General features: G+C 44.0%; 12 protein-coding genes. 6 read left to right on the top strand and 6 right to left on the bottom strand.

What is annotated here, in order from left to right; genetic code table 11:
* Positions 1–25: 25 nt before the first annotated feature.
* On the bottom strand, positions 26–1,318 hold the full coding sequence (locus QZT69_RS07935) for a DUF1343 domain-containing protein (RefSeq protein ID WP_294672740.1): 1,293 nt from the start codon (positions 1,316–1,318) through the stop codon (positions 26–28).
* On the opposite strand from QZT69_RS07935, the gene QZT69_RS07930 reads away from it, so the two are divergent.
* From QZT69_RS07930 to QZT69_RS07920, 3 genes are all read left to right on the top strand, one after another.
* Positions 1,299–3,023, top strand: coding sequence for an FtsX-like permease family protein (locus QZT69_RS07930; protein ID WP_294672738.1), 1,725 nt, complete (start codon positions 1,299–1,301; stop codon positions 3,021–3,023). The genes QZT69_RS07935 and QZT69_RS07930 overlap by 20 nt on opposite strands.
* Positions 3,024–3,108: 85 nt before the next feature.
* Positions 3,109–3,867: a hypothetical protein gene (locus tag QZT69_RS07925; RefSeq protein ID WP_294672736.1), complete on the top strand. Its 759-nt coding sequence runs from the start codon at positions 3,109–3,111 to the stop codon at positions 3,865–3,867.
* Positions 3,868–5,073 (top strand): glycosyltransferase N-terminal domain-containing protein, encoded by a 1,206-nt coding sequence (locus QZT69_RS07920; protein WP_294672733.1) that lies wholly within the window; start codon positions 3,868–3,870, stop codon positions 5,071–5,073.
* A gap of 44 nt (positions 5,074–5,117) precedes the next feature.
* Here the strand turns inward: QZT69_RS07920 and QZT69_RS07915 are convergent, their stop codons facing one another.
* The gene (locus QZT69_RS07915) at positions 5,118–5,801 is read right to left on the bottom strand and encodes a TIGR00730 family Rossman fold protein (protein ID WP_294672732.1); all 684 of its coding nucleotides are present in this window, start codon (positions 5,799–5,801) and stop codon (positions 5,118–5,120) included.
* 419 nt (positions 5,802–6,220) lie between these two features.
* On the opposite strand from QZT69_RS07915, the gene QZT69_RS07910 reads away from it, so the two are divergent.
* Genes QZT69_RS07910 through QZT69_RS07900 form a run of 3 tightly spaced genes read left to right on the top strand, consistent with a single transcriptional unit; the run spans position 6,221 to position 15,001 of the window.
* Entirely contained in the window at positions 6,221–11,860 is a 5,640-nt protein-coding gene (locus QZT69_RS07910) for a gliding motility-associated C-terminal domain-containing protein (protein WP_294672729.1), read from the top strand.
* A gap of 2 nt (positions 11,861–11,862) precedes the next feature.
* Positions 11,863–12,795, top strand: a complete 933-nt coding sequence (locus QZT69_RS07905) for a type IX secretion system membrane protein PorP/SprF (RefSeq protein WP_294672726.1) — start codon at positions 11,863–11,865, stop codon at positions 12,793–12,795.
* Between the two features lies 1 nt (position 12,796).
* Positions 12,797–15,001, top strand: coding sequence for an OmpA family protein (locus QZT69_RS07900; RefSeq protein ID WP_294672723.1), 2,205 nt, complete (start codon positions 12,797–12,799; stop codon positions 14,999–15,001).
* A gap of 620 nt (positions 15,002–15,621) precedes the next feature.
* Here QZT69_RS07900 and uvrA read toward each other — a convergent pair.
* From uvrA to rfbC, 4 genes are all read right to left on the bottom strand, one after another.
* On the bottom strand, positions 15,622–18,468 hold the full coding sequence (gene uvrA, locus QZT69_RS07895) for an excinuclease ABC subunit UvrA (RefSeq protein WP_294672721.1): 2,847 nt from the start codon (positions 18,466–18,468) through the stop codon (positions 15,622–15,624).
* A gap of 159 nt (positions 18,469–18,627) precedes the next feature.
* On the bottom strand, positions 18,628–19,557 hold the full coding sequence (locus QZT69_RS07890; RefSeq protein WP_294672718.1) for a lytic transglycosylase domain-containing protein: 930 nt from the start codon (positions 19,555–19,557) through the stop codon (positions 18,628–18,630).
* Between the two features lie 88 nt (positions 19,558–19,645).
* On the bottom strand, positions 19,646–20,710 hold the full coding sequence (locus tag QZT69_RS07885; RefSeq protein WP_294672716.1) for an MraY family glycosyltransferase: 1,065 nt from the start codon (positions 20,708–20,710) through the stop codon (positions 19,646–19,648).
* Positions 20,711–20,717: 7 nt separating this feature from the next.
* On the bottom strand, positions 20,718–21,266 hold the full coding sequence (gene rfbC / locus QZT69_RS07880) for a dTDP-4-dehydrorhamnose 3,5-epimerase (RefSeq protein WP_294672713.1): 549 nt from the start codon (positions 21,264–21,266) through the stop codon (positions 20,718–20,720).
* Positions 21,267–21,412 lie beyond the last annotated feature (146 nt).

The raw sequence follows: 21,412 nt of genomic DNA, 5'->3' as shown, positions 1-21,412 counted from the left end.
ACCTGTTTTCTAAAGCAGTTAAAGTTTACCGGTATATCAAATACTTCTGACGTGTCTTCAAAAACGACTGGATTCCTGTTTTCCAGGTTTCCTTGATCTCTTTGGCACTTAACCCGGCTTTTAGTTGTGAACGAAGTTGCGTTGTTCCTGCAAGACGGTCGAAAAAGTTGCGTTGATTGATGAAATCAATACTATCGCTCAGTTGATCCCGTGCATTGATCAGCCAGTTCAGGTTGATCTCATACATGCGTTTATTCTGACTTGCTCCCAGGTTGTAACCATTACAGGTGCGGTTCTGCCACAGCGGATCTTTAGCCCCGGTTGTAGGCATCGGTACAAAAGTAAAACCGGTATTGCGGAAACTCGGATGGCCATACATTTCAAATGGTCGTTCGGTACCTCTTCCGACACTAACTGTTGTTGCTTCGAAAAAACACAAACTCGGATACAGGTTAATTGCCTGATCTGTGCGTAAGTTTGGTGATGGCGGGATTGCAATCTCAAATTTCGTTTTGTGCGTATAATTGCGGCAGGGAACAATATACATCTGACAGGTCACATTGTTGTGCAGCCAAAATTCTCCGTTAACCATCAAAGCATATTCGCCGATTGTCATTCCGTAAACAATTGGAACCGGGTGCATCCCGATGAATGAAGTTTGGTCTTTTTCCAAAATCGGTCCGTCTACATAATGAGCATTCGGATTCGGTCGGTCAAGCACGATCAATGGTTTGTTGTTTTCAGCACATGCTTCCATCACGTAGTGAAGGGTGGAGATATAAGTATAAAATCGAACACCAACATCCTGAATGTCGAACAATACGATGTCTACGTCGTATAATTGGTCGGCACGTGGTTTCTTATTACTCCCATAAAGTGAAACAATCGGAAGGCCGGTCACCGGATCATTGTGGCTCCATACTTTTTCACCGGCATCTGCAGTTCCTCTGAAACCGTGTTCCGGTGCGAAAACCTTTTGGATCTGAATTCCCAAAGACAATAAAGTATCCACCAAATGATCTTCACCAAGAATGGAAGACTGATTGGCTACAACAGCTACTCTTTTTCCCCGCAATGAATCCAGGTAAAGGTCCATTCGTGCATTGCCAAGCTGCAGGTTCGGCAGTTTTTCCATGCCATAAGCATCGTATTTGATTTCGTCATCAATGGGCTGGATTACCGGATATTCTTTCGGTTTATCGGGATTCTGGTCAACAGGAGGATGCTTGAGCAATTTTTTATTTGTGACACATGAAGCCAGGAAAAGCAAAATAATACTTTTCAACGCCAAAAGCTTTATGTACTTTCGTATTCGCATGAGCAATAATTGGAATTATATCTATTTCATCGCTAAAAAACTTCAACGTAAGCAATCGGTTACGGATGATTCATTGCAAGGCAATAAAAAAGCAGCAAAACCAATTACTAGAATTGCTATTTTGAGTATTTCGCTGGCAATGATCGTAAACATTGTTACAATTGCAGTGGTTGAAGGATTCCAACAAGAAGTGAGCCGTAAAGTTATAGGTTTTGGTTCACATATCTCCATTCAGAAGTCGGGAGAAATTTCTTTAATGGAATCTGCACCTTTAATGAAGAGCCCGAAGCTGGAAAATGCCCTGTCCCGCATTGAGGGTGTAACTCATGTTCAATCAGTGGCTTATAAACCCGCATTGCTTCAGTCGAGGGGAGATGTTACCCAAAAAGAAATCCTGGGCGTTGTTTTAAAAGGTGTTGATAAAAATTACGACTGGTCCTTTTTTAAAACATACCTGAAGGAAGGAAAACTTCCTGATTTTAAAGATCCTGCTTCAACCGAAGTGCTTATTTCAAAACGTATTGCTTCCGATCTTCACTACCAGCTGGGAGATACTGTGAATGCTTATTTTGTAAAACAAAAACCTATTCAGAGACAGTTCCATATTGTTGGGATTTATGAAACCGGACTGGAAGATTTTGATAAAGAATTGGTGTTTTGTTACCTGCCCCAGGTACAGCAGTTAAATGATTGGGGAATCAGTGCAGAACTGGTTGTGGAAGATTCGCTTTATTTCGGAAATTTAATCCTGCGGGCCCAGGTCTCGGGAGGAAATGGTAATTACCGTTACGATTGGGGCGAGGGGTACGAAAACACTCCTGTCATAGCGATCTATCCGCAAAAAGATACCACTATCCGGCTGATTGTTGCAGATTACTGGACGTTCATGGATGAACCGACAGGAAGTCCCGATAATCCGAAAAGTGAAACGGCTATTCCGGATACAACCTGGTTGAAAATCAAGGTAACCGGAGATAAAGCGGGAACAAGTCCTTTCATACTGGATTCGGAAGGAAACCTGAAAAAACGTTTCTTGAGCAGTGATGGGCTTCATTACGAAGTAAAAGCCGGGGCAAAAACCGTTGACCTGGAATTTTTCCCGGGACATGGCTCCTTCCGCGAGTACGTCGGATCCTATGAATTGAGTGTAGTGGATTTTTCAGACATTGAGAACCAAAAGAAAAAGATTGAGAAAGCGGTGGAATTCAACCCGGATTTCAGGCAGCAGGTAAAGGTGAACAGCATCAGGGACAACCAGCGCGACCTGTTTATGTGGCTGAGCTTCCTGGATGTTAATTTGGCTATCGTCCTGATCCTGATGTTAGTCATCGGAATTGTAAATATGGGTTCGGCACTGCTTGTTCTCATTTTGGTAAGGACCAATTTTATAGGGATTTTGAAGGCGATGGGTGCAAATAATTTATTTGTCCGGAAAGTTTTCCTGGTCCACACCGGACAACTCATTCTCAAAGGAATGATTTGGGGAAATCTGATCGGGATTGGTTTTTGCTGGCTTCAGTACCAGTTCCACATCATTCCGCTCGATCCGAAAGTATACTACCTGAATACTGTTCCGATCGAATTCAGTATCTGGAAAATAGGCGCTCTGAATATTATTACCCTGGGTGTTTGTTTGCTGGCACTTTTTATTCCTTCGCTTCTGATAAGCAGGATCAATCCGGCCAAGTCGATCCGGTTCAAATAATCCGTTTAATCGATAATTCACCCATTTCCCGATAATTTGACGTTAGAGCGGGGATAATTCCTTATTTTTGAGTGACTATAAAAACATGAGAAATTCTTTTTTAATTGCTTTTTTGATCGGTTTCAGTTTTCTGGGATTCGGGCAGAGAAATGTTCGCGACAGCGCAATCGCGACTCCATGGATTGCAATTCACTACGGATTGAATGCACCCGGAGGAGATCTGAAAGAGCGCTTCGGGGTAATTAATCATGTGGGAGCAATGGCCGGATATAAAACTTCCAGGAATTGGGTTTACGGACTGGATGGCAATTTCATGTTCGGGAACAAGGTGAAAACCCCGGATATGTTTGCAGCTATAACCAATTCATACGGCTATATTCACGATGCAAACGGAGATGTGGCGATAGTCGTTGTAAATATGCGCGGGTTCAATGTCAATGCCATGGTTGGTAAAGTATTCCCGGTACTTAGTCCCAATAAAAATTCAGGGTTGTATGTTCATGCCGGATTGGGTTATGTGCAACACAAAATACGCGTTGAAACACAAGACCAGGTTGTTCCCACATTGGAATTAAAATACCGCAAGGGATACGACCGTTACACAACCGGATTGAATTTTCATCAATTTGCCGGCTATGCTTTTATGGCTAACCAGGGATTTGTGAACTTCTATGCCGGGTTTTACATCCAGGAAGGTTTAACCTATAATCGAAGAGATATCTTTTTTGATCAGCCGGATGTGCCGGTTTCTAAAGCACAAAGATTAGATTTACAATATGGATTTAAAGTCGGATGGTTTGTTCCTGTTTACAAGCGCAAACCGAAAGACTATTACTTTGAGTAAATGAGAATATTCTACGGATTTGGGATTCGGGCTTTTTATGCCGTCATGTGGCTTGCATCCTGGTTCCATCCCAAAGCAAAAAAATGGATTCTTGGCCGGCGTATTCCGCTTAGCAGCTACAAGGTTCCGGACAATAAACAAGTTGTTTGGTTTCATTGCGCTTCATTGGGGGAATTCGATCAGGGACTTCCGGTTATGAATGCTTATAAAAAAGCCTTTCCCGAATCATTCCTTATTGTGACTTTTTTCAGTCCTTCGGGAATGGAATTTTACAACAAAAGAGATCACCGGGTTGATCTGGCGCTTTATTTACCGCTCGACACAAAAATTAAGGCCCGCAAATTCGTTGACCATTTTAATCCCCGGATGGTGTTTTTTGTCAAGTACGAATTTTGGTACAACCATTTGAAATGTGCCAGAAGAAATGGGGCTGGAATTTATGGGGTAAGCAGTTTGTTCAGACCCGGTCACCGCTTCTTTAAATGGTACGGTGGTTTTTTCCGGAAAGCACTTCGTTTGTTCGATCATTTTTATGCACAGGACCAACGCTCAAAAGATTTGCTGAACAGCATCGGGATAGATCAGGTAACAGTAACCGGAGATACGCGTTATGACCGGATGATCGCTGTGAAGGAACGTAGTACCGATAATGAGATCATTCGCACCTTTGCGGAAGAGAAACCGGTACTTATTCTCGGAAGTTCCTGGACAATTGACGAAGAGATCCTGGTGCCCGCATTGTTTGAACTGCGCCGGAAATTCAAGATTATTATCGCTCCACACGATATTTCGGAAAAACATATCGAACAAATTGCCGCGGAGTTTGACAATGATGTGGAGCGTTATACAAACTTTCTGAACCTGGGAAAAGACATTCTCATCCTGGACACAATAGGTCAGTTGACCAATGCATATCAATATGCAGATTTGGCTTATATTGGTGGAGGATTTACGGGAAAACTCCACAACATCCTGGAACCCGGAGCTTTTGGTATTCCAATCTTTTTCGGTCCCAAATTTTCAAGATTCCCGGAGGCTCAATTGTTCCTCGACCACGAAGTAGCATACACCATTGAGGACAGTTTCAGCTTTGAAAAAGCAGTCGAAGAAGCTCTTGGAAGGAGAGCCCAGATCAATGAACGATTATCACAGATCTTTGCCAGGAACCAGGGAGCAGCTAAGAAAATTATTAGTTCTTTGAGCTGATTCTATAGTTTCTTAGAAGTCCTCCCGGGAGGATACAAAATCAGTTAGAAGTTCGGGCTCAGATCGTGTGTTTTGTAGAAATCTTCAATATACTTTACAGCCTCATCCGACGTATCAACGATCGTTAAGAAACGCATGTCATCCGGAGAGATGTTATGCTCCTTTTCAAGCATTACCTTCTGTACCCATTCTACCAGTCCTGTCCAATAATCCCTTCCGACAAGTACTACCGGTCGTTTGGTAATTTTCTTGGTCTGGATCAGGGTAATGGCTTCGAATAATTCATCCATGGTTCCAAATCCACCAGGAAGGACGACAAAACCTTGAGAATATTTGACAAAAATGACTTTTCGGACAAAGAAGTAGTCAAAATTCATGAGACTTCCTCTGTCTACATATTTGTTGTGGAATTGTTCGAAGGGCAGATCAATATTCAATCCGACAGACTTCCCGCCTCCCTGGTGTGCACCCTTGTTTCCGGCTTCCATGATTCCCGGTCCGCCGCCTGTTATCACACCATAACCGGATTTCGCCAGTTTTTCACCGATTTCAACACTTAATTGGTAGTATTTGTTATCTTCTTTAGTTCTGGCTGATCCGAAAATGGAGATACACGGCCCGATTCGTGCCATGCGTTCGTAGCCTTCCACGAATTCAGACATAATCTTGAAAATTGCCCAGCTGTCATTTGTTTTTATCTCGTTCCAGTCCTTCCGTAATGCATTCATTTGATTCGTTTAAGTGAGCGAAATTGCTATTTCAGTAAAAATAAAGCTCTTCAGCTAGTATACCGTCCGTAATTCTATTTAATTATGAACGAAGGGTCGTTTATAAGGGTTTTGGAGATGTAAATCGCAAATAAAAACAGTCATATTTTTTTCAAACTATTTTTAACAGTCAAAAAATTGATTTTCAATAATTTAAATATCTAACAACATCGTTTTATATTCACAAAAAATCGACGAATCATTAAATTTAATCGTTAAAAATTTGGATCGTGTTAAATTTTTTCATAAAGTTGGATAACCTTATTACGACTATTTACATCTTCTGAATCTTACCACGTGCCGTTTAGGAGTGCGAACGGCTAATAGGCTTAAAACTATTTATTATGACCGTTATTTACTCGAATCGAGCTAGGATTCTTATGTCCATCGTGTTCAGTTCCCTTTTCGTTGCAAATTCCACTGCGCAATGTCCGGGAACAACAACCGGATATATCAATCCTCAAGTTAGCTTAAACAATGCAGCGGGAGGAACCGATCCATGGAACAATCCCGGAAATGCAGTAACTGACAACAACAGTTACGCAACTATGTCGAACGCAGCCCTGCTTATCGGAGGAACAGTCAGGAGCTCCAATTTCCTGGTTCTCAGGAATCTCAATTTAAACATCCCGATAAATGCCCAGATTTGCGGTGTACAGGTGGAAATCCGAAAGGCAAGTTCTGACAATACTAGTTCAAACTGGACCCGGGATTTGGATATCCGGTTGTTGAAAAATAACCAGATTACAGGTACAAACCATGCAAATACCGGAGTTAACTGGCCTACTACTGAAACGGCATTTACGTATGGTACAAATGCGGATCTTTGGGGAACAACCTTAAATGGAATGGACGTAAGCAGCAATGGTTTTGGAGTAGCAATTGCCATTGAATCACGTGCTGCCGGCTTACTCTTGCCAACAGTTATTTCCTACATCGATGCGGTTCGTATCAGGGTTTACTACTATGTTCCGACTACCGATTCGGATAATGACGGTATCCCGGATGTTTCCGATATTGACTGGGACGGTGACGGAGTGGCAAACAATGCTGAATTGCTGCCTTGTACAGCAACTGCAACGCTGCCTTTAACTGCTCAGACCGATCCGACACTTTACTATCCTTCTGTCTCAGGAATTACAGCAAATGTAATCACACGCAGTACAACAGGTGCCGGGGTGGTTAATTTCAATATTTCCGAAAATTTCTCAGCCGTTACCGGATTGGAGATTTACACCGAACAAGATGTCGTTGCAGCCATTGATCAATCCATACAGGTAATGCGTTTCAGTCAGCCGGTTAGTGATTTATCTTTCAAATTACAGGATGTGGACATTGCGGCAGGGCAATTCCAGGATCGGATTGCCGTGAATGCATACTCTTTTGGTCAATTGTACCAGCTTACAGCTGCAGATTATACCATTGGCAGCGGAAACTTCAATTCATTCATCGGCAGTAACCGCTTCCAGGGATTGGTCGCTATGGACAATGTCGAACTGAATGGGACGATTACAGTAAATATTCCTGTTTTGGTAGATTCTGTGCGTTTTGTATACGATAACGTAGATGCAGGTCTTGGAAACCAGGGCTATGGAATCGGTGAAATCAAATTCTGCTCTCCGCTTGCATCGTCACAGGATTTTGATAACGATGGAAAAGTAGACTGGAAGGACCAGGATTCCGATAATGACGGAATTATGGACTTGTATGAATATCAAACTTCAGCCGGATTTATTCCTCCTGCTGGAGCGGATTCTGACGGTGATGGACTGGATAATGCTTACGACGTCAGCACGGGAGGTACAACAATTACCCCGGTCAATACAGATGGTGCGGACAACCCGGATTATATCGACCTGGATTCCGATAATGACGGGTTTTCGGACCAGCTGGAAGGAAATGATGCCAATTACAATTGTGTGGCTGATTTCAATTTGTTGAATATTGATACCGACAATGACGGACTGGATAATGCATACGATCCGAATAATGGGGGAACGCTTGCCCCAAGACAAGATGCTGACGGAAACGGTCTTCCGGATTGGAGGCAAAATACGACTCCAACCACCGCAAATGCCGGAAACGACCAAAGCGGTTGTGGGACAACATATACAATGGCAGCAAATGTACCGGTTATTGGTATGGGATACTGGACTGTTACTTCAGGTGCCGGAACTTTCTCGAACATCAATATGGCAAATGCAACAGTTTCAGCATTGAACAATGGAACGAATACATACGCCTGGACTATCTACACGGACGGCTGTCATGCTTCTTCGGACCAAATTTCGATCAATCAAAGTACTCCGATCTCTACCCCAAGTGCCATGAGCAACGGACCTTTATGCGAAGGAGCTACTTTGAATTTAACAACACCGACTGTTTCGGGGGCAACTTATTCCTGGACCGGCCCTAACGGTTTCACAAGTACCCTGCAAAACCCATCGATCTCAAATATTACAAGCGCTGGCGGGGGAACATATGACGTCACCGTTTCGATTTCCGGATGCAGCTCTGCTGCAGGGAGCACAAATGTGGTTGTGAATCCGGCTCCGATTGCACCGGCTGTTTCAAGCAATTCTCCGGTGTGCGAGGGAGCTCCGATCAACTTAACTGCTCCTCTGGTTTCGGGGGCAACTTACCAGTGGTCAGGACCGGCAAGTTTTAGTTCTACAGTACAAAACCCAACAATTGCTTCTGCAGCTTTAAGCAATGCAGGAACTTATTCGCTCCAAATCACGGTAGGTGGTTGTGCGTCTACAGTTGCCGGGACAACCAATGTGATTGTAAATCCAACACCTACCGCTGCAACGGCATCGAGTAACACACCGGTTTGTCAGAATGCTGCCATTAATTTATCAGCGACAACCGTTTCCGGTGCCACTTATTCCTGGACAGGGCCAAATTCATTCTCGAGTACGGACCAAAACCCGATTATTCCGAATGCACAGGCAGCAGATGCAGGTTCTTATTCGGTGACAACGATTGTAAACGGATGTTCTTCAACGGCAAATTCCACTTCAGTTGTCATTAATCCGAGTCCTGTAATTGCTGTTGGAACTGTTGCAAATCCGACAACTTGTTCTTCAACGGATGGAAGCATCCAGGTAACAGGTGCTGCGACTGGTAATTTATCCTGGTCGGGCACTGCTTCGGGTACTCAGATGGGAGTCACACTTCCTGCTACGATACCGAATTTGGGTTCCGGAGCTTACAACATTACTTTGACTCTTGCTTCCGGCTGTACCTCGAATACTTTAGTACAAACTCTTACGGGACCAAGTGCACCGGCAACTCCGATCATTACTCCGGGTGGACCAACGACTTTCTGCTCGGGTGGTTCGGTTACTTTGACTTCATCCGCTGCCAGTACTTATTTATGGTCCACTGGTGAAACAACACAGTCCATTTCGGTTTCTGCCGGCGGATTTTATTCCGTAACAGTTGGAAATGGTTCAGGGTGCGTTGCGGCATCGGCTCCAACAACTGTTACAGTGAATCCTTCACCGGGTGTACCGGTAATTGTGACAAACGGACCAACTACTTTCTGTACAGGCGGATCCGTAACATTGACTTCTTCAGCTCCTACAGGAAATACCTGGTCTACAGCTGAAACAACTCAATCAATCACTGTTTCTACATCAGGAACCTATACCGTAACTGTTTCAAACGGAACGTGCAGTTCAACAAGTGCAGGTACAATAGTTACTGTAACTGCTCCGCCGGCAACTCCGACGATTGCGCCAGGCGGGCCAACGACTTTCTGTACGGGCGGTTCGGTAACATTAACATCTTCAGCTCCAACAGGTAATACCTGGTCAACCGGAGAAACAACGAATTCAATAACAGTCTCAACTTCCGGTTCTTATACAGTAAGTGTGGGTGGTGGAAGCTGTATGGCCACCAGTGCACCGACTATAATTACCGTAAATCCGACTCCGACAGCAACAATTACCCCAGGCGGCCCAACTTCATTCTGTGCGGGTGGCTCGGTTACCTTAACAGCTTCTGCAGGAGGAAGTTATTTGTGGTCAACCGGAGAAACTACGCAATCAATTACTGCTTCCACTTCGGGTTCATATACAGTGACGGTAACAACCAGTGGCTGCAGCGCAACCAGTGCACCAACCACAGTTACGGTGAGTACAATTCCGTCACCACCGACAATTACTCCGGGCGGACCAACAACGTTCTGCTTGGGCGGTTCGGTAACATTGACCTCTTCTACCGGAGGATCTTATTTGTGGTCAACCGGAGAAACAACTCAAGCTATTAGCGTAACGGGCTCCGGTTCTTATACAGTAACAATTACGACTACCGGCTGTTCGGCTACCAGTACACCGACTACTGTTACAGTAAATCCTACTCCGGCAACACCAACAATAACAGTAGCAGGTCCGACGAACTTCTGTGCGGGTGATTCCGTTGAGTTGATAGCTTCTGCCGCAGCGGGATACTTATGGTCGAATTCAGCGACTACCCAATCCATTTGGGTGAGCAATACCGGAACATTTACAGTAAGTGTTTCCAATGGAAGTTGTTCTTCACAACCTTCTGCACCGGTGAACATGACCATGATTGATTGTAACCTGGATTCGGATGGTGACGGATTATCTGATTTTGATGAGGTGAATAATTACGGAACTGATCCGAATAACCCGGACACTGATGGTGACGGTTACAACGATGGAAATGAAGTGACAATCGGTTCGGATCCTTTAAATCCATGTGATCCGAATCCAATGAATCCGGTTTGTGACCAGGATGGCGACGGATTAACGAATGCCGACGAAGCTACTAACGGAACGAATCCGACCAATCCGGATACCGATGGTGATGGAGTATTGGACGGAGAAGAGGTTCTCGGGACAGATGATCCTTCCACCCCTTACGTTCCAACAGGTACTTCAGATCCGCTGGATGCCTGTGATCCGATCAATACAAGTCTTGCTTGTGATACGGACGGTGACGGCTTAAATAACGGTGATGAAGCTACGAACGGAACTGATCCGAATAACCCGGATACCGATGGCGACGGATTTAATGATGGTTATGAAGTCACGAATGGTACTGATCCGCTTGACCCATGCGATCCGAATATGATGAGCATCTCATGCGACATGGACGGGGATGGTTTGTCGAATGGAGAAGAAGCAACAACCGGAACAAACCCTAACAACCCGGATACCGATGGTGACGGAGTTTTGGACGGAGAAGAAGTTCTTGGAGTGGATGATCCTTCTACACCTTATGTTCCAACCGGAACTTCTAATCCGCTTGATCCGTGTGATCCGCTGCCAACCAGTCCTGCTTGTGACGGTGATGGTGACGGAGTTTCTGATGGGGATGAAGCTACCAATGGTACGAATCCGAATAACCCGGATACCGACGGTGATGGAGTACTGGACGGAGAAGAAGTGTATGGAACGGATAACCCTTCTACACCTTATGTTCCAACGGGAACTTCCGATCCGCTTGATCCGTGTGATCCACTGCCAACCAGCCCTGCTTGTGACGGTGACGGTGATGGAGTCTCGGATGACGATGAAGCTACGAACGGAACAAATCCAAACGACCCGGACACGGATGGTGACGGTGTAAATGACGGAGAAGAAGTATATGGAACGGATGACCCTTCTACACCGTATGTTCCAACAGGAACTTCCGATCCGCTTGATCCGTGTGATCCGCTTCCGAATTCAGCTGCTTGTAACGGTGGCGGAACAGGAGTTGAAAGTATTGATGTTCCGGAAGGATTCTCTCCGAATGGCGACGGATCCAATGAAACACTCGTCATACCGAACCTGGATAATTTCCCGGAAAACGAATTGAAAGTATTTAATCGCTGGGGAGTTGAGGTTTACAAGGCAGCGCCTTACAAGAATGACTGGGACGGAACCATGCAGGGTAAAATGGCAGTTGGAAATGATGTGCTGCCGGAGGGAACTTACTTCTACATCCTTGATTTGGGAATCGGACAAGACAAAATAGTTAAAGGTTACATCTACATAACAAGATAGCCATGAAAAATAGATTGATCATATTCGCATTGATTGTTTTAGGGATAAATCAACTCCATGCACAGCAACAGGCGGCGTATACACATTACATGTACAATACCCTGGCCATAAATCCTGCCTATGCAGGAAGCAGGGACGCGCTTACATTCACTGCATTGGGCAGATTCCAATGGGTTGGGTTTAAAGGTGCACCGACCACGCAAACATTCACAGTCCACACGCCGGTTGCCAAAAAGAATATCGGTTTGGGACTAAGTATTGTGAATGATAAGATCGGGCCAACGAACAATACGGCAGTGAACGTAGATTTCGCCTACCGACTGAAACTTTCTGAAAAAGCACGGTTGTGCTTCGGTGTTAACGGGGGATTCAACAGTTTTTCGGCTGAAGTCAATAATTTGACATTAGCAGATCCTTCTGATGCGGCCTTCCTGGAAAACAGAAGAGGAAAAATGCTCCCTGCTTTGGGAGCGGGAATCTATTTCCAGCTGCCTAATTTTTACGTAGGAGCATCTGTTCCGTCTATCCTGGAAAACAACCTCTTTGCAACTGGAAACAGCAATGTGGTAGATATTTCCAAGGAAAGAAGACACTATTATTTCATTGCAGGAGCAGTGTTTACGATTTCGCCCTCTGTGAAATTCAAGCCGACCATGTTAGGGAAACTTGTGCAAAATGCACCTTTCCAGATAGATGTTACCGGGACCTTTCTGTTGAGAGAAGTCGTAGATCTCGGAATTATGTATCGAAGCGGGGATGGCGTAGGCGCATTGGCCGGGGTTCATATTTCCAAACAGCTTCTTTTCGGTTATTCCTTTGATTGGTCGACCGGAGTGCGAACGGGAAAATTTAACGGAGGAAGCCACGAGTTGATGCTTCGCTATGACCTGCTCTTTAACAATGATGGTAAAATTAAATCACCAAGATACTTCTGATATGAAAAGAACATTGCTATTTGCTGTTTCGTGCATCCTGATCGGATGGGTTTCAGCACAGGAAAAACACGAAATTATCGGTACGAACCAATTGAATGAGTACGATTATTTTGCATCGGTTAATTCGCTTGAAAAGGTGAAAGATAAAGATGCCGGCGTACTTCGTAAATTGGCTCATGGCTATGATATGATTGGGAATTATCCCAATGCAGAAGCTTGTTATGCTACTATTTGCAAGCGTCCGGACAGGATTGCGAACGATCACCTTGAATATGCCCGGGCATTGATGAAGTGCCAAAAATATGTGGAGGCAGAAGATCAATTAAAGATCTATTCTCAATTGGACCCAAAAGACAGTGAAATGGAACGCTTCAAATTATTGAATGAATCACTGTCGAAATACGCCGCCCAGGCCGCTACCATTAAGATTCAAAACGCCCCGTTTAATACGGAGCAGGAGGATTTCGGCCCGGTTATCTATAATGGGAAGCTGCTGTTTACTTCTTCCAGGAAAAAAAATGAAGTAGTGATCCGCAAATGGCTTGGAAACAGGCTTTCTTTCCTTGATTTGTATGTAGCAGACATCAATCCTTCGACTAATGAAATAACCAATATCCAGCCTATCCCGAGCAAAAAGGTCAACAAGAAGTACCACGAGGGCCCGGTAGCATTTTCCCCGGATGGAAAGCAGGCATATATTACCCGGAATAATTACGAGGAGAAAGCAATCGACGGAACACGCCATTTTTCTTTATTTGTTTCCAACCTGGTAGGAGAAACCTGGTCCGAACCGGAGCCGATTGTATTTAACAGCAATGATTATAGTGTGGGACATGCAACGCTCTCCCCGGATGGGAAAACCCTATTCTTTGCTTCTGATATGCCGGGAGGAAAAGGCGGAGTAGACATTTACCGTTCACATTGGGAGAATGGGACCTGGTCTATTCCGGAAAATATGGCTTCCATCAACACCAGCAGTGATGACATGTTTCCGTTCTTCCACGAATCCGGAGTTTTCTTTTTCTCTTCGGAAGGTTATCCCGGATATGGAGGATTGGACGTATTTATTTGCCAGTACAAGGATGACGATTTGAGACAAATCCGGAATGTGGGTGCACCTTTTAACTCCCCGGGAGATGATTTTTCGGTTTGGATGAATAAAGATGGTGTAACCGGGATGATTTCTTCAAACAGGGCAGGAGGTAAAGGGAATGATGACCTGTATACTTTTACGATGGAAAAACCTTTTGCCTTTGCACGTAATATTCGTGTTTTAGCCAAAGATGAAAAAGGAAACAGGCTGCCAGGTGTGCTGATCAAAGTAAAGGATCAAAACGGAAAAGAACTGGCAACATTGACAACCGACGCCGATGCGGAAGCTACTTATGAAACTTCGGAAACGGGAGCTTTCCTGATAGACGGATCAAAGAAAGATTATTTTGAGTCGAGTGAAAAAGTGGTAGTCACGGATGAATCCCCGGAGAACCTTCCTGCCGATCTGGTGTTGGAAAAAGATCCGGGGTTCATGATTCTGGTAAAAGTACTGGACAAAAAATCGAGTGCTGTACTGGATAGTGTGAAAGTGACGCTGATCAATAACATGACAGGGAAAGAGGAAGGAGTCTTCTATACCAATAAGGATGGTCAGATCAAACGCCCGATTTACGACAAGAAGCTGAACGATCGGGTTTCCTATAATATCCGCCTGGAGAAGAAAGGATATTTACCTAAAGGAACGACTTACAACAAAGAGTTGACTGTGCCCGGAGTTTATGATGTTTCAAAAGATCTGAACTTATCCATTGAGAAAATGGAAGTAGGGACTGATCTTGCAAAAGCCATTGATCTGAAACCGATTTATTTTGATTTGGCGAAATTCAATATACGCCCGGATGCGGCCGTTGAATTGGATAAGATTGTAGCAATCATGAACGAGTTCCCTACCATGGTGGTTGAGTTGGGGGCCCATACAGATTGCCGGGGAACGGCTTCGAAAAATCTGGAACTTTCCCAAAAACGAGCAGATGCTTCGGCTGAGTATATCAAATCCCGCATCAAAGATCCATGGAGAATTTCCGGGAAAGGATATGGTGAATCCAAAATATTGAACGGTTGTACCTGTGAAGGACCAAAGAAACAACCGAAGTACACGGAAACACAGCATGCCGTGAACCGCAGAACTGAATTTTTAGTGGTTAAGATTTAAAAGTGTGAAATAACAAGCGATTATGTTTCACGAAAAAACCCCTTCGAATGTTGTTCGAAGGGGTTTCTGTTTTCCGTGACAGATTACCTCCGGGATCAATTCGCGAATAAATATGTATGAATTTGGTCGTTGGATTGGGCTTTTTAAATGATTTGGTTTCACTCGTTTTAGGAAGAATTCATAAAGCATGCAGCATTTTTAACACAAACAGATGTTAATTATTAAACAGTATTTATTATATGATGTGAATTTTAAACACATTAAACATGATTGATACGTTAATAAAAATCACCTGAAATTCAGTGTTTTAGGGGGTTTAAATCGTTTTAGCTTGATTTCTGTTCAATGGCGGGTTTCAGCCATACCCTTGCAAGGGTATCTTGAATGCACTATATTTCATTTCAGATACTATAAAAATAGGTTAAAGCACGCAGATGACTTGATTTGCCACGATGCAATCAATGAAAAGATAATGAGTAAAAAGCTTGGTTTACATCGTAAAAACAGGCCTTGCTCGAAAGAAGCTCTTACGCAAGAGTTAGTTAGGTTAAGTTGTAGTAGAGAAGCCCTCGGATACTAGTAGTCCGAGGGCTTCTTTTTGGGATATATTTCCTGTTTTTTTATTTTTTCAATTGTTTCCTCAGTTTCTCCATGTGCTCCATTTCCATTTTCAGGTATTTTGCAGTGTGGGAAATTTCGGTATGCTTCTTAATGATTTCTTCCGGTGTTCCGGTGCAGACAATGTTTCCGCCGCCTCTTCCACCTTCCGGACCCACATCAATGATGTGATCGGCTACTTTCACGATGTCGAGGTTGTGTTCGATGACCAATACCGTGTTTCCATCGTCTACCAGGCGCTGCAATACTTCGATCAGCATGCGGATATCTTCAAAATGCAATCCGGTGCTCGGTTCATCCAGGATGTAAATGGTATTTCCTGTTCCGCGTTTGGTGAGCTCTCCTGCCAGTTTGATACGTTGCGCTTCACCACCGCTTACTGTTGTAGATGGCTGACCAAGTTTGATGTATCCCAGACCAACAGAGTTTAGTGTTTCCAGTACACGGTGGATTTTCGGCACATTTTCAAAGAATACCACCGCATCTTCGATGGTCATTTCCAGAACATCGTTGATTGATTTCCCTTTGTAACGTACTTCCAGTGTTTCGCGGTTGTAGCGTTTCCCGTTACAAGTTTCGCATTCTACATAGACATCCGGCAGGAAATTCATCTCAATGACTTTCAGACCTCCGCCGCCACAGGTATCACAGCGTCCTCCAGCTACGTTGAAAGAGAATCTTCCTGCTTTATACCCACGGATTTGTGCTTCAGGAAGTGCTGCGAACAAGGAACGAATTTCCGTAAACACATTCGTATAGGTTGCCGGATTGCTTCGTGGTGTTCTCCCGATCGGACTTTGATCGATCTCGATTACCTTATCCAGGAATTCCAATCCTTCAATTTTCTTGTAAGGCATTGGTTTCTTCACGCCGTTGTAAATGTGAGCGTTCAGAATCGGATAGAGCGTGTGATTGATCAACGTAGATTTTCCGCTGCCTGAAACTCCGGTTACACATGTCAACGTCCCTAATGGAATCGTCAGGTCAACATTTTTCAGGTTATTACCGCTTGCACCTTTGAGAACTAGCTTTTTTCCGTTCCCTTTGCGGCGTTTTTTCGGAATTTCAATTTCCAGCTCACCATTCAAATACTTGGTTGTGATGGAATCGGTTGAAACCAGTTCATTAAACGGAGCGGCATTAACGATTTCCCCGCCGTGAACTCCGGCTCCCGGACCAATGTCCACCACGAAATCCGCAGCTTCCATCATCTCGCGATCGTGTTCCACAACAATCACCGAATTTCCTCCGTCTCTTAATCGTTTCAGGGAGTTGATCAATCGTGTATTGTCTCTTTGATGCAAACCGATGCTCGGTTCATCCAGGATGTACAAAACGTTCATCAGTTCTGACCCGATCTGGGTTGCTAAACGGATACGTTGTGCTTCTCCTCCAGACAAACTTCTTGCAGACCGATGCAGAGTTAAATATTCCAGTCCGACTTCCAGGATGAACCGCACGCGGGCACGGATCTCTTTCAGGATTTCGGTTCCGATTACCTGTTGTTCGCTGTTCAATGAATCTTCGATATTTTCCAGCCAAAGTGCCAATTCCTGGATATCCAGTGTGGCAACTTCTCCGAGTGTTTTTTCATTCACTTTGAAATGAAGTGCTTCTTTTTTCAAGCGTGCACCATGACATTCCGGACAGATGATCTTGTTCATGAAACTTTGTGCCCAGCGCTGGATTCCGGCCGTACTTTCTTCGGCATGTCGTGCCATGAAGTTTCCAAGTCCTTCAAATTGGATTGCAGCTTCTTTACCACTTTGTTCCAGGCCTTCGTTCCCATTCAGGATAACGTGTACCAAATCGTCCGGAAGATCCGAAATCGGTGTGTTGATGGTATAGCCTTCCTGTTGTAAAAAAGCTTCAATGCGGTCAAAAAACCAGTTTCTCTTATATTCACCGATCGGGGCAAGGCCACCTTTTTTGATACTCAGTTTCGGGTCCGGAATTACTTTTTCACGGTCAATCTCTGAAATTTCTCCTAATCCGACACAAGTAGGGCAGGCACCGTAAGGAGAGTTAAAGGAGAATAAGTTCGGTTCCGGCTCCGGGTAGGAAATCCCTGTCGTCGGACACATTAACAAACGTGAAAAGTGACGTACCTGGTTTGTCTCAAAATCCTGGATCATCATGCTCTTCCCACCATGCTTCATGGCCGTTGTGATCGAATCGTATAAACGCTTGCGGTCGTCCGATTTCACCTGGATGCGGTCAATCACAATTTCAATATCGTGTATTTTGTATCGGTCCAGGCGCATTCCTTTTGTAATCTCCTGAATCTCGCCGTCTATACGCACCTTGGAATAGCCCATTTTCCCGATTTGTTCGAACAATTCGCGGTAATGACCTTTTCTTCCTTTGATCTTCGGTGCAAGGATCAGGACTTTCTTTCCGTCAAACTGCTCAATGATCAGATCTGTGATTTGATCGTCGGAATATTTGACCATATGTTCACCCGTTTCATAGGAATAAGCCGTTCCGATACGCGCATAAAGTAAGCGCATGAAATCGTAGATCTCGGTAATAGTTCCAACGGTAGATCTCGGACTTCTCGAAACCGTTTTTTGTTCGATGGAAATTACCGGGCTCAGGCCGTTGATCTTGTCCACATCCGGACGCTCCATTCCTCCCAGGAATTGCCTGGCGTAAGACGAAAATGTTTCGATATATCTTCGCTGTCCTTCCGCGAAAATGGTATCAAATGCCAATGAAGATTTCCCGCTTCCGCTCAAACCCGTAAAAACTACGAGTTTATCTCTTGGAATCTCTAAATGAATATCTTTTAAATTGTGTTCCCTCGCTCCGTAAACTTCAATTGTTTTTGTTTGTTCGTCAAGACTCATGTCAGAATATGTGTAATCTTTTGTTTAATATCAATTCATCCAGGTGGTTCAAATGGTTGAAAAGGTTCAAAAGTTCAATAAAGCTTGAACCTTTCAACGGTTGAACTTGCTTTGGTTATTGCAGAAAATTTCAAATCATTACCTTTCATATAGACGTTATTACTTATACGCATTATATGGTTTCAGATTTTCGGATGCTGCCGGCAAAAGAAGGGTGAATTTTTTTCCTCCTTTTACGGTCAGTTTGGTTGTTTTCAACCAGGGATTTAATTTACGAAGAATTTTAATATTAAAACCCTGTTCATTTGCCCAAAGTGCCAGGTTCGGAATACTTTCTTCTACTATTACTTTCTGCACGCGGAATGGTTCGTACAACTCCATTTTATCCGGGTAAAATCCGTAAGCTTCCGGGTTCTCATAAATCAATTTGGTAGCTAAAAGCCGGAAAACGTACCTTCCTGTTTCGCTATTTTGGTAGGTGTCGAAATAATGATCGGTTTTCTGCCATTCCATGTCCTCGATCACACCGCCTACTCCACGGTTGTAAGATGCGGTTGTCATAACCCAGTCATTGAGTGTGTTGTGTGCATCTTTCAGGTACTGACAAGCCGCGTGTGTGCTTTTTTCGATATTCAGGCGTTCATCAATTTCATCGTTGATCTGTAGATTGTACAATTTGGCTGTTGCAGGCATAAATTGCCAGAATCCCTGTGCGCCAACCGGCGAAATCGCTTGCTGCAGGTTACTTTCAATAATTGCCAGGTACTTGAAATCATTGGGAACTCCTTCTTCTTTCAAAATGCGTTCTATTTCCGGGAAATAGCGGTTCGCTCTTTTAATTGCACCTATCCATGCACTTTGATAGTAGGCTGTCATAAGTACTTCACGGTCCAAACGTTCACGCAGGTCCTCGTCGCGCAGGTCGATTTTCGTTCCGGCAAATTCCATGCTTTGTGGCAAATCCGGGAAAACAACAGCTGACGCAGCAACTACTTCCTGGTGCCTGGCTTCTTTTTTTTGCTCTTTAGCAGCTTCACTCTGACAGGAAGCCAGTAGAACCAGTGATAAGAAAAGGAAAATGTATTTCATGTAATGCGATTAAAGCAGTACAAAATTACATATTCTAATGCGAGTTTGAGATAAGAATCTCTTCAGAATTCTCAAAAAAAACGGGAAGCTACTTCTTGTGAATAAGCGTGTTACGGTAGAGAACAAAAAACACGGCAAAAAAGTAGACTGTGAGGAAGAATGCCATCCATGGATTGCCCATTTTTGCAAACACAACTGCGAGAACAGTCACCAAAGTAGCCATTAGACCGATTCCCATGAAAACGAGCCAAACCTGCCGGTCGTTCAACCCGGAATAAACCAGGTGATGGGTGGTATGGTCTTTTCCTCCGACCATCGGGGATTTTCCTTTCCGAAGGCGGTTGATTACCACTGTCAGCGTGTCGGAAATAGCAGCGGTGAAAGCAATTAATGTAATAGCACCTCCCGTTAAAGGATTCAACTGCGTATGATTCCCGATATTCCACAATTCGTGGATGGAAAAGAAGGCAACAAACAAACCGATAAACTGGCTTCCAGCATCACCCATGAACAACTTGGAAGGATAAATGTTGTATCCCAAAAAACCGATTATCGCACCGATCTGAATAAGCATGGTTAATGTCCAGATATTCATGTTCCAATCGAACAAAATGACATTGCTTGCTAAACAGGAAAGCAGTATGAAAAGGGAAGTGGTTCCTGTAATCCCATCCATGTTATCGAGCATGTTCAGGGAGTTCATCATTCCTACAACCCAGGTAATGGTGATCAGCGCATTTACCCAGCTGATTTCTGTCAATTCGATTGTATTGTTGGTGTAAACGAAGATTGCTCCGCAAAAAATCTGCACAAACAATTTTATAAACGGCCGGGTATTGTAGGCATCATCTGCGAGTCCCATGATGAACGAAATGGTTCCGGCTGTCATTAACCCCACAAACTGGTGGTTCTGGAAGATATTCTCGTTATTGAAAATGATGGAGTAGGCGACTGTTCCGAAGAAAAAAGCAACAAAAAAACCGATCCCGCCCAGAGAGGGCTTCGACTCATTGGCCCAGCGTACAGTAACATCATTCTTGTTGCGTATCCCGAGACTTTGAGAAAAGCGCAAAAGTATTCCATTTGAGACATAGCTCATAACGATTCCCATAACCAGGAACCCAATACATGCCAAAATTATTTCAACTGTCATTCTTAAGCTATTCAAATGGGGTAATAAAATCTGCCAGAAGGATTCCCGTTTTATCTTTTGCAGATAAAATAGGGTTTTGTTCTTCCCATTGGATCGTTAACGCAGGATCATTCCAAAGGATGCTTCCTTCACTGGAAGGATTGTACCAATTGGTGCATTTGTATTGAAAAATCGTATGATCCTCCAGGGTCACAAAACCGTGCGCAAATCCTTCCGGAATGTATGCCTGTGTTTTGTTCTGCTCACTTAAAACAAACGAAACATGTTGTCCGTAAGTCGGAGAGCTTTTCCGAATGTCCAAAGCAACGTCCAGCACACTTCCTTTCACAACCCGGACCAATTTTCCCTGTGCATGCGGCGGTGCCTGGAAATGCAGACCGCGCAATACACCTTTAGAAGATAAGGATTCATTGTCCTGCACGAAAGAAATTTCAGAACCGATAAAATCATTGAATTTCTTCTGATGGAAGGACTCAAAGAAATATCCCCTGTCATCTCCAAAAATAGTGGGTTGTATAAGTATTACATCAGCAATGGCTGTACGTTTAAATTCCATTTAATTTTCAAATTTTAATTCTTCTTTTCCTTCAGCTTATCCTTCCGTCAGTTGACGGAAGGAGCTTCAGTCTTTCTGCTGCGGCAGACTATCGCTTCCATCGGCTTTTCCGTCTTGTGGGACGGAGCCTCAGTCTTCATCAGCTA

Origin of the sequence: uncultured Fluviicola sp. (assembly GCF_902168135.1) — a bacterium.
GTDB lineage: Bacteria > Bacteroidota > Bacteroidia > Flavobacteriales_D > Crocinitomicaceae > Fluviicola.
This window is presented reverse-complemented; position numbering and strand designations above follow the sequence as displayed.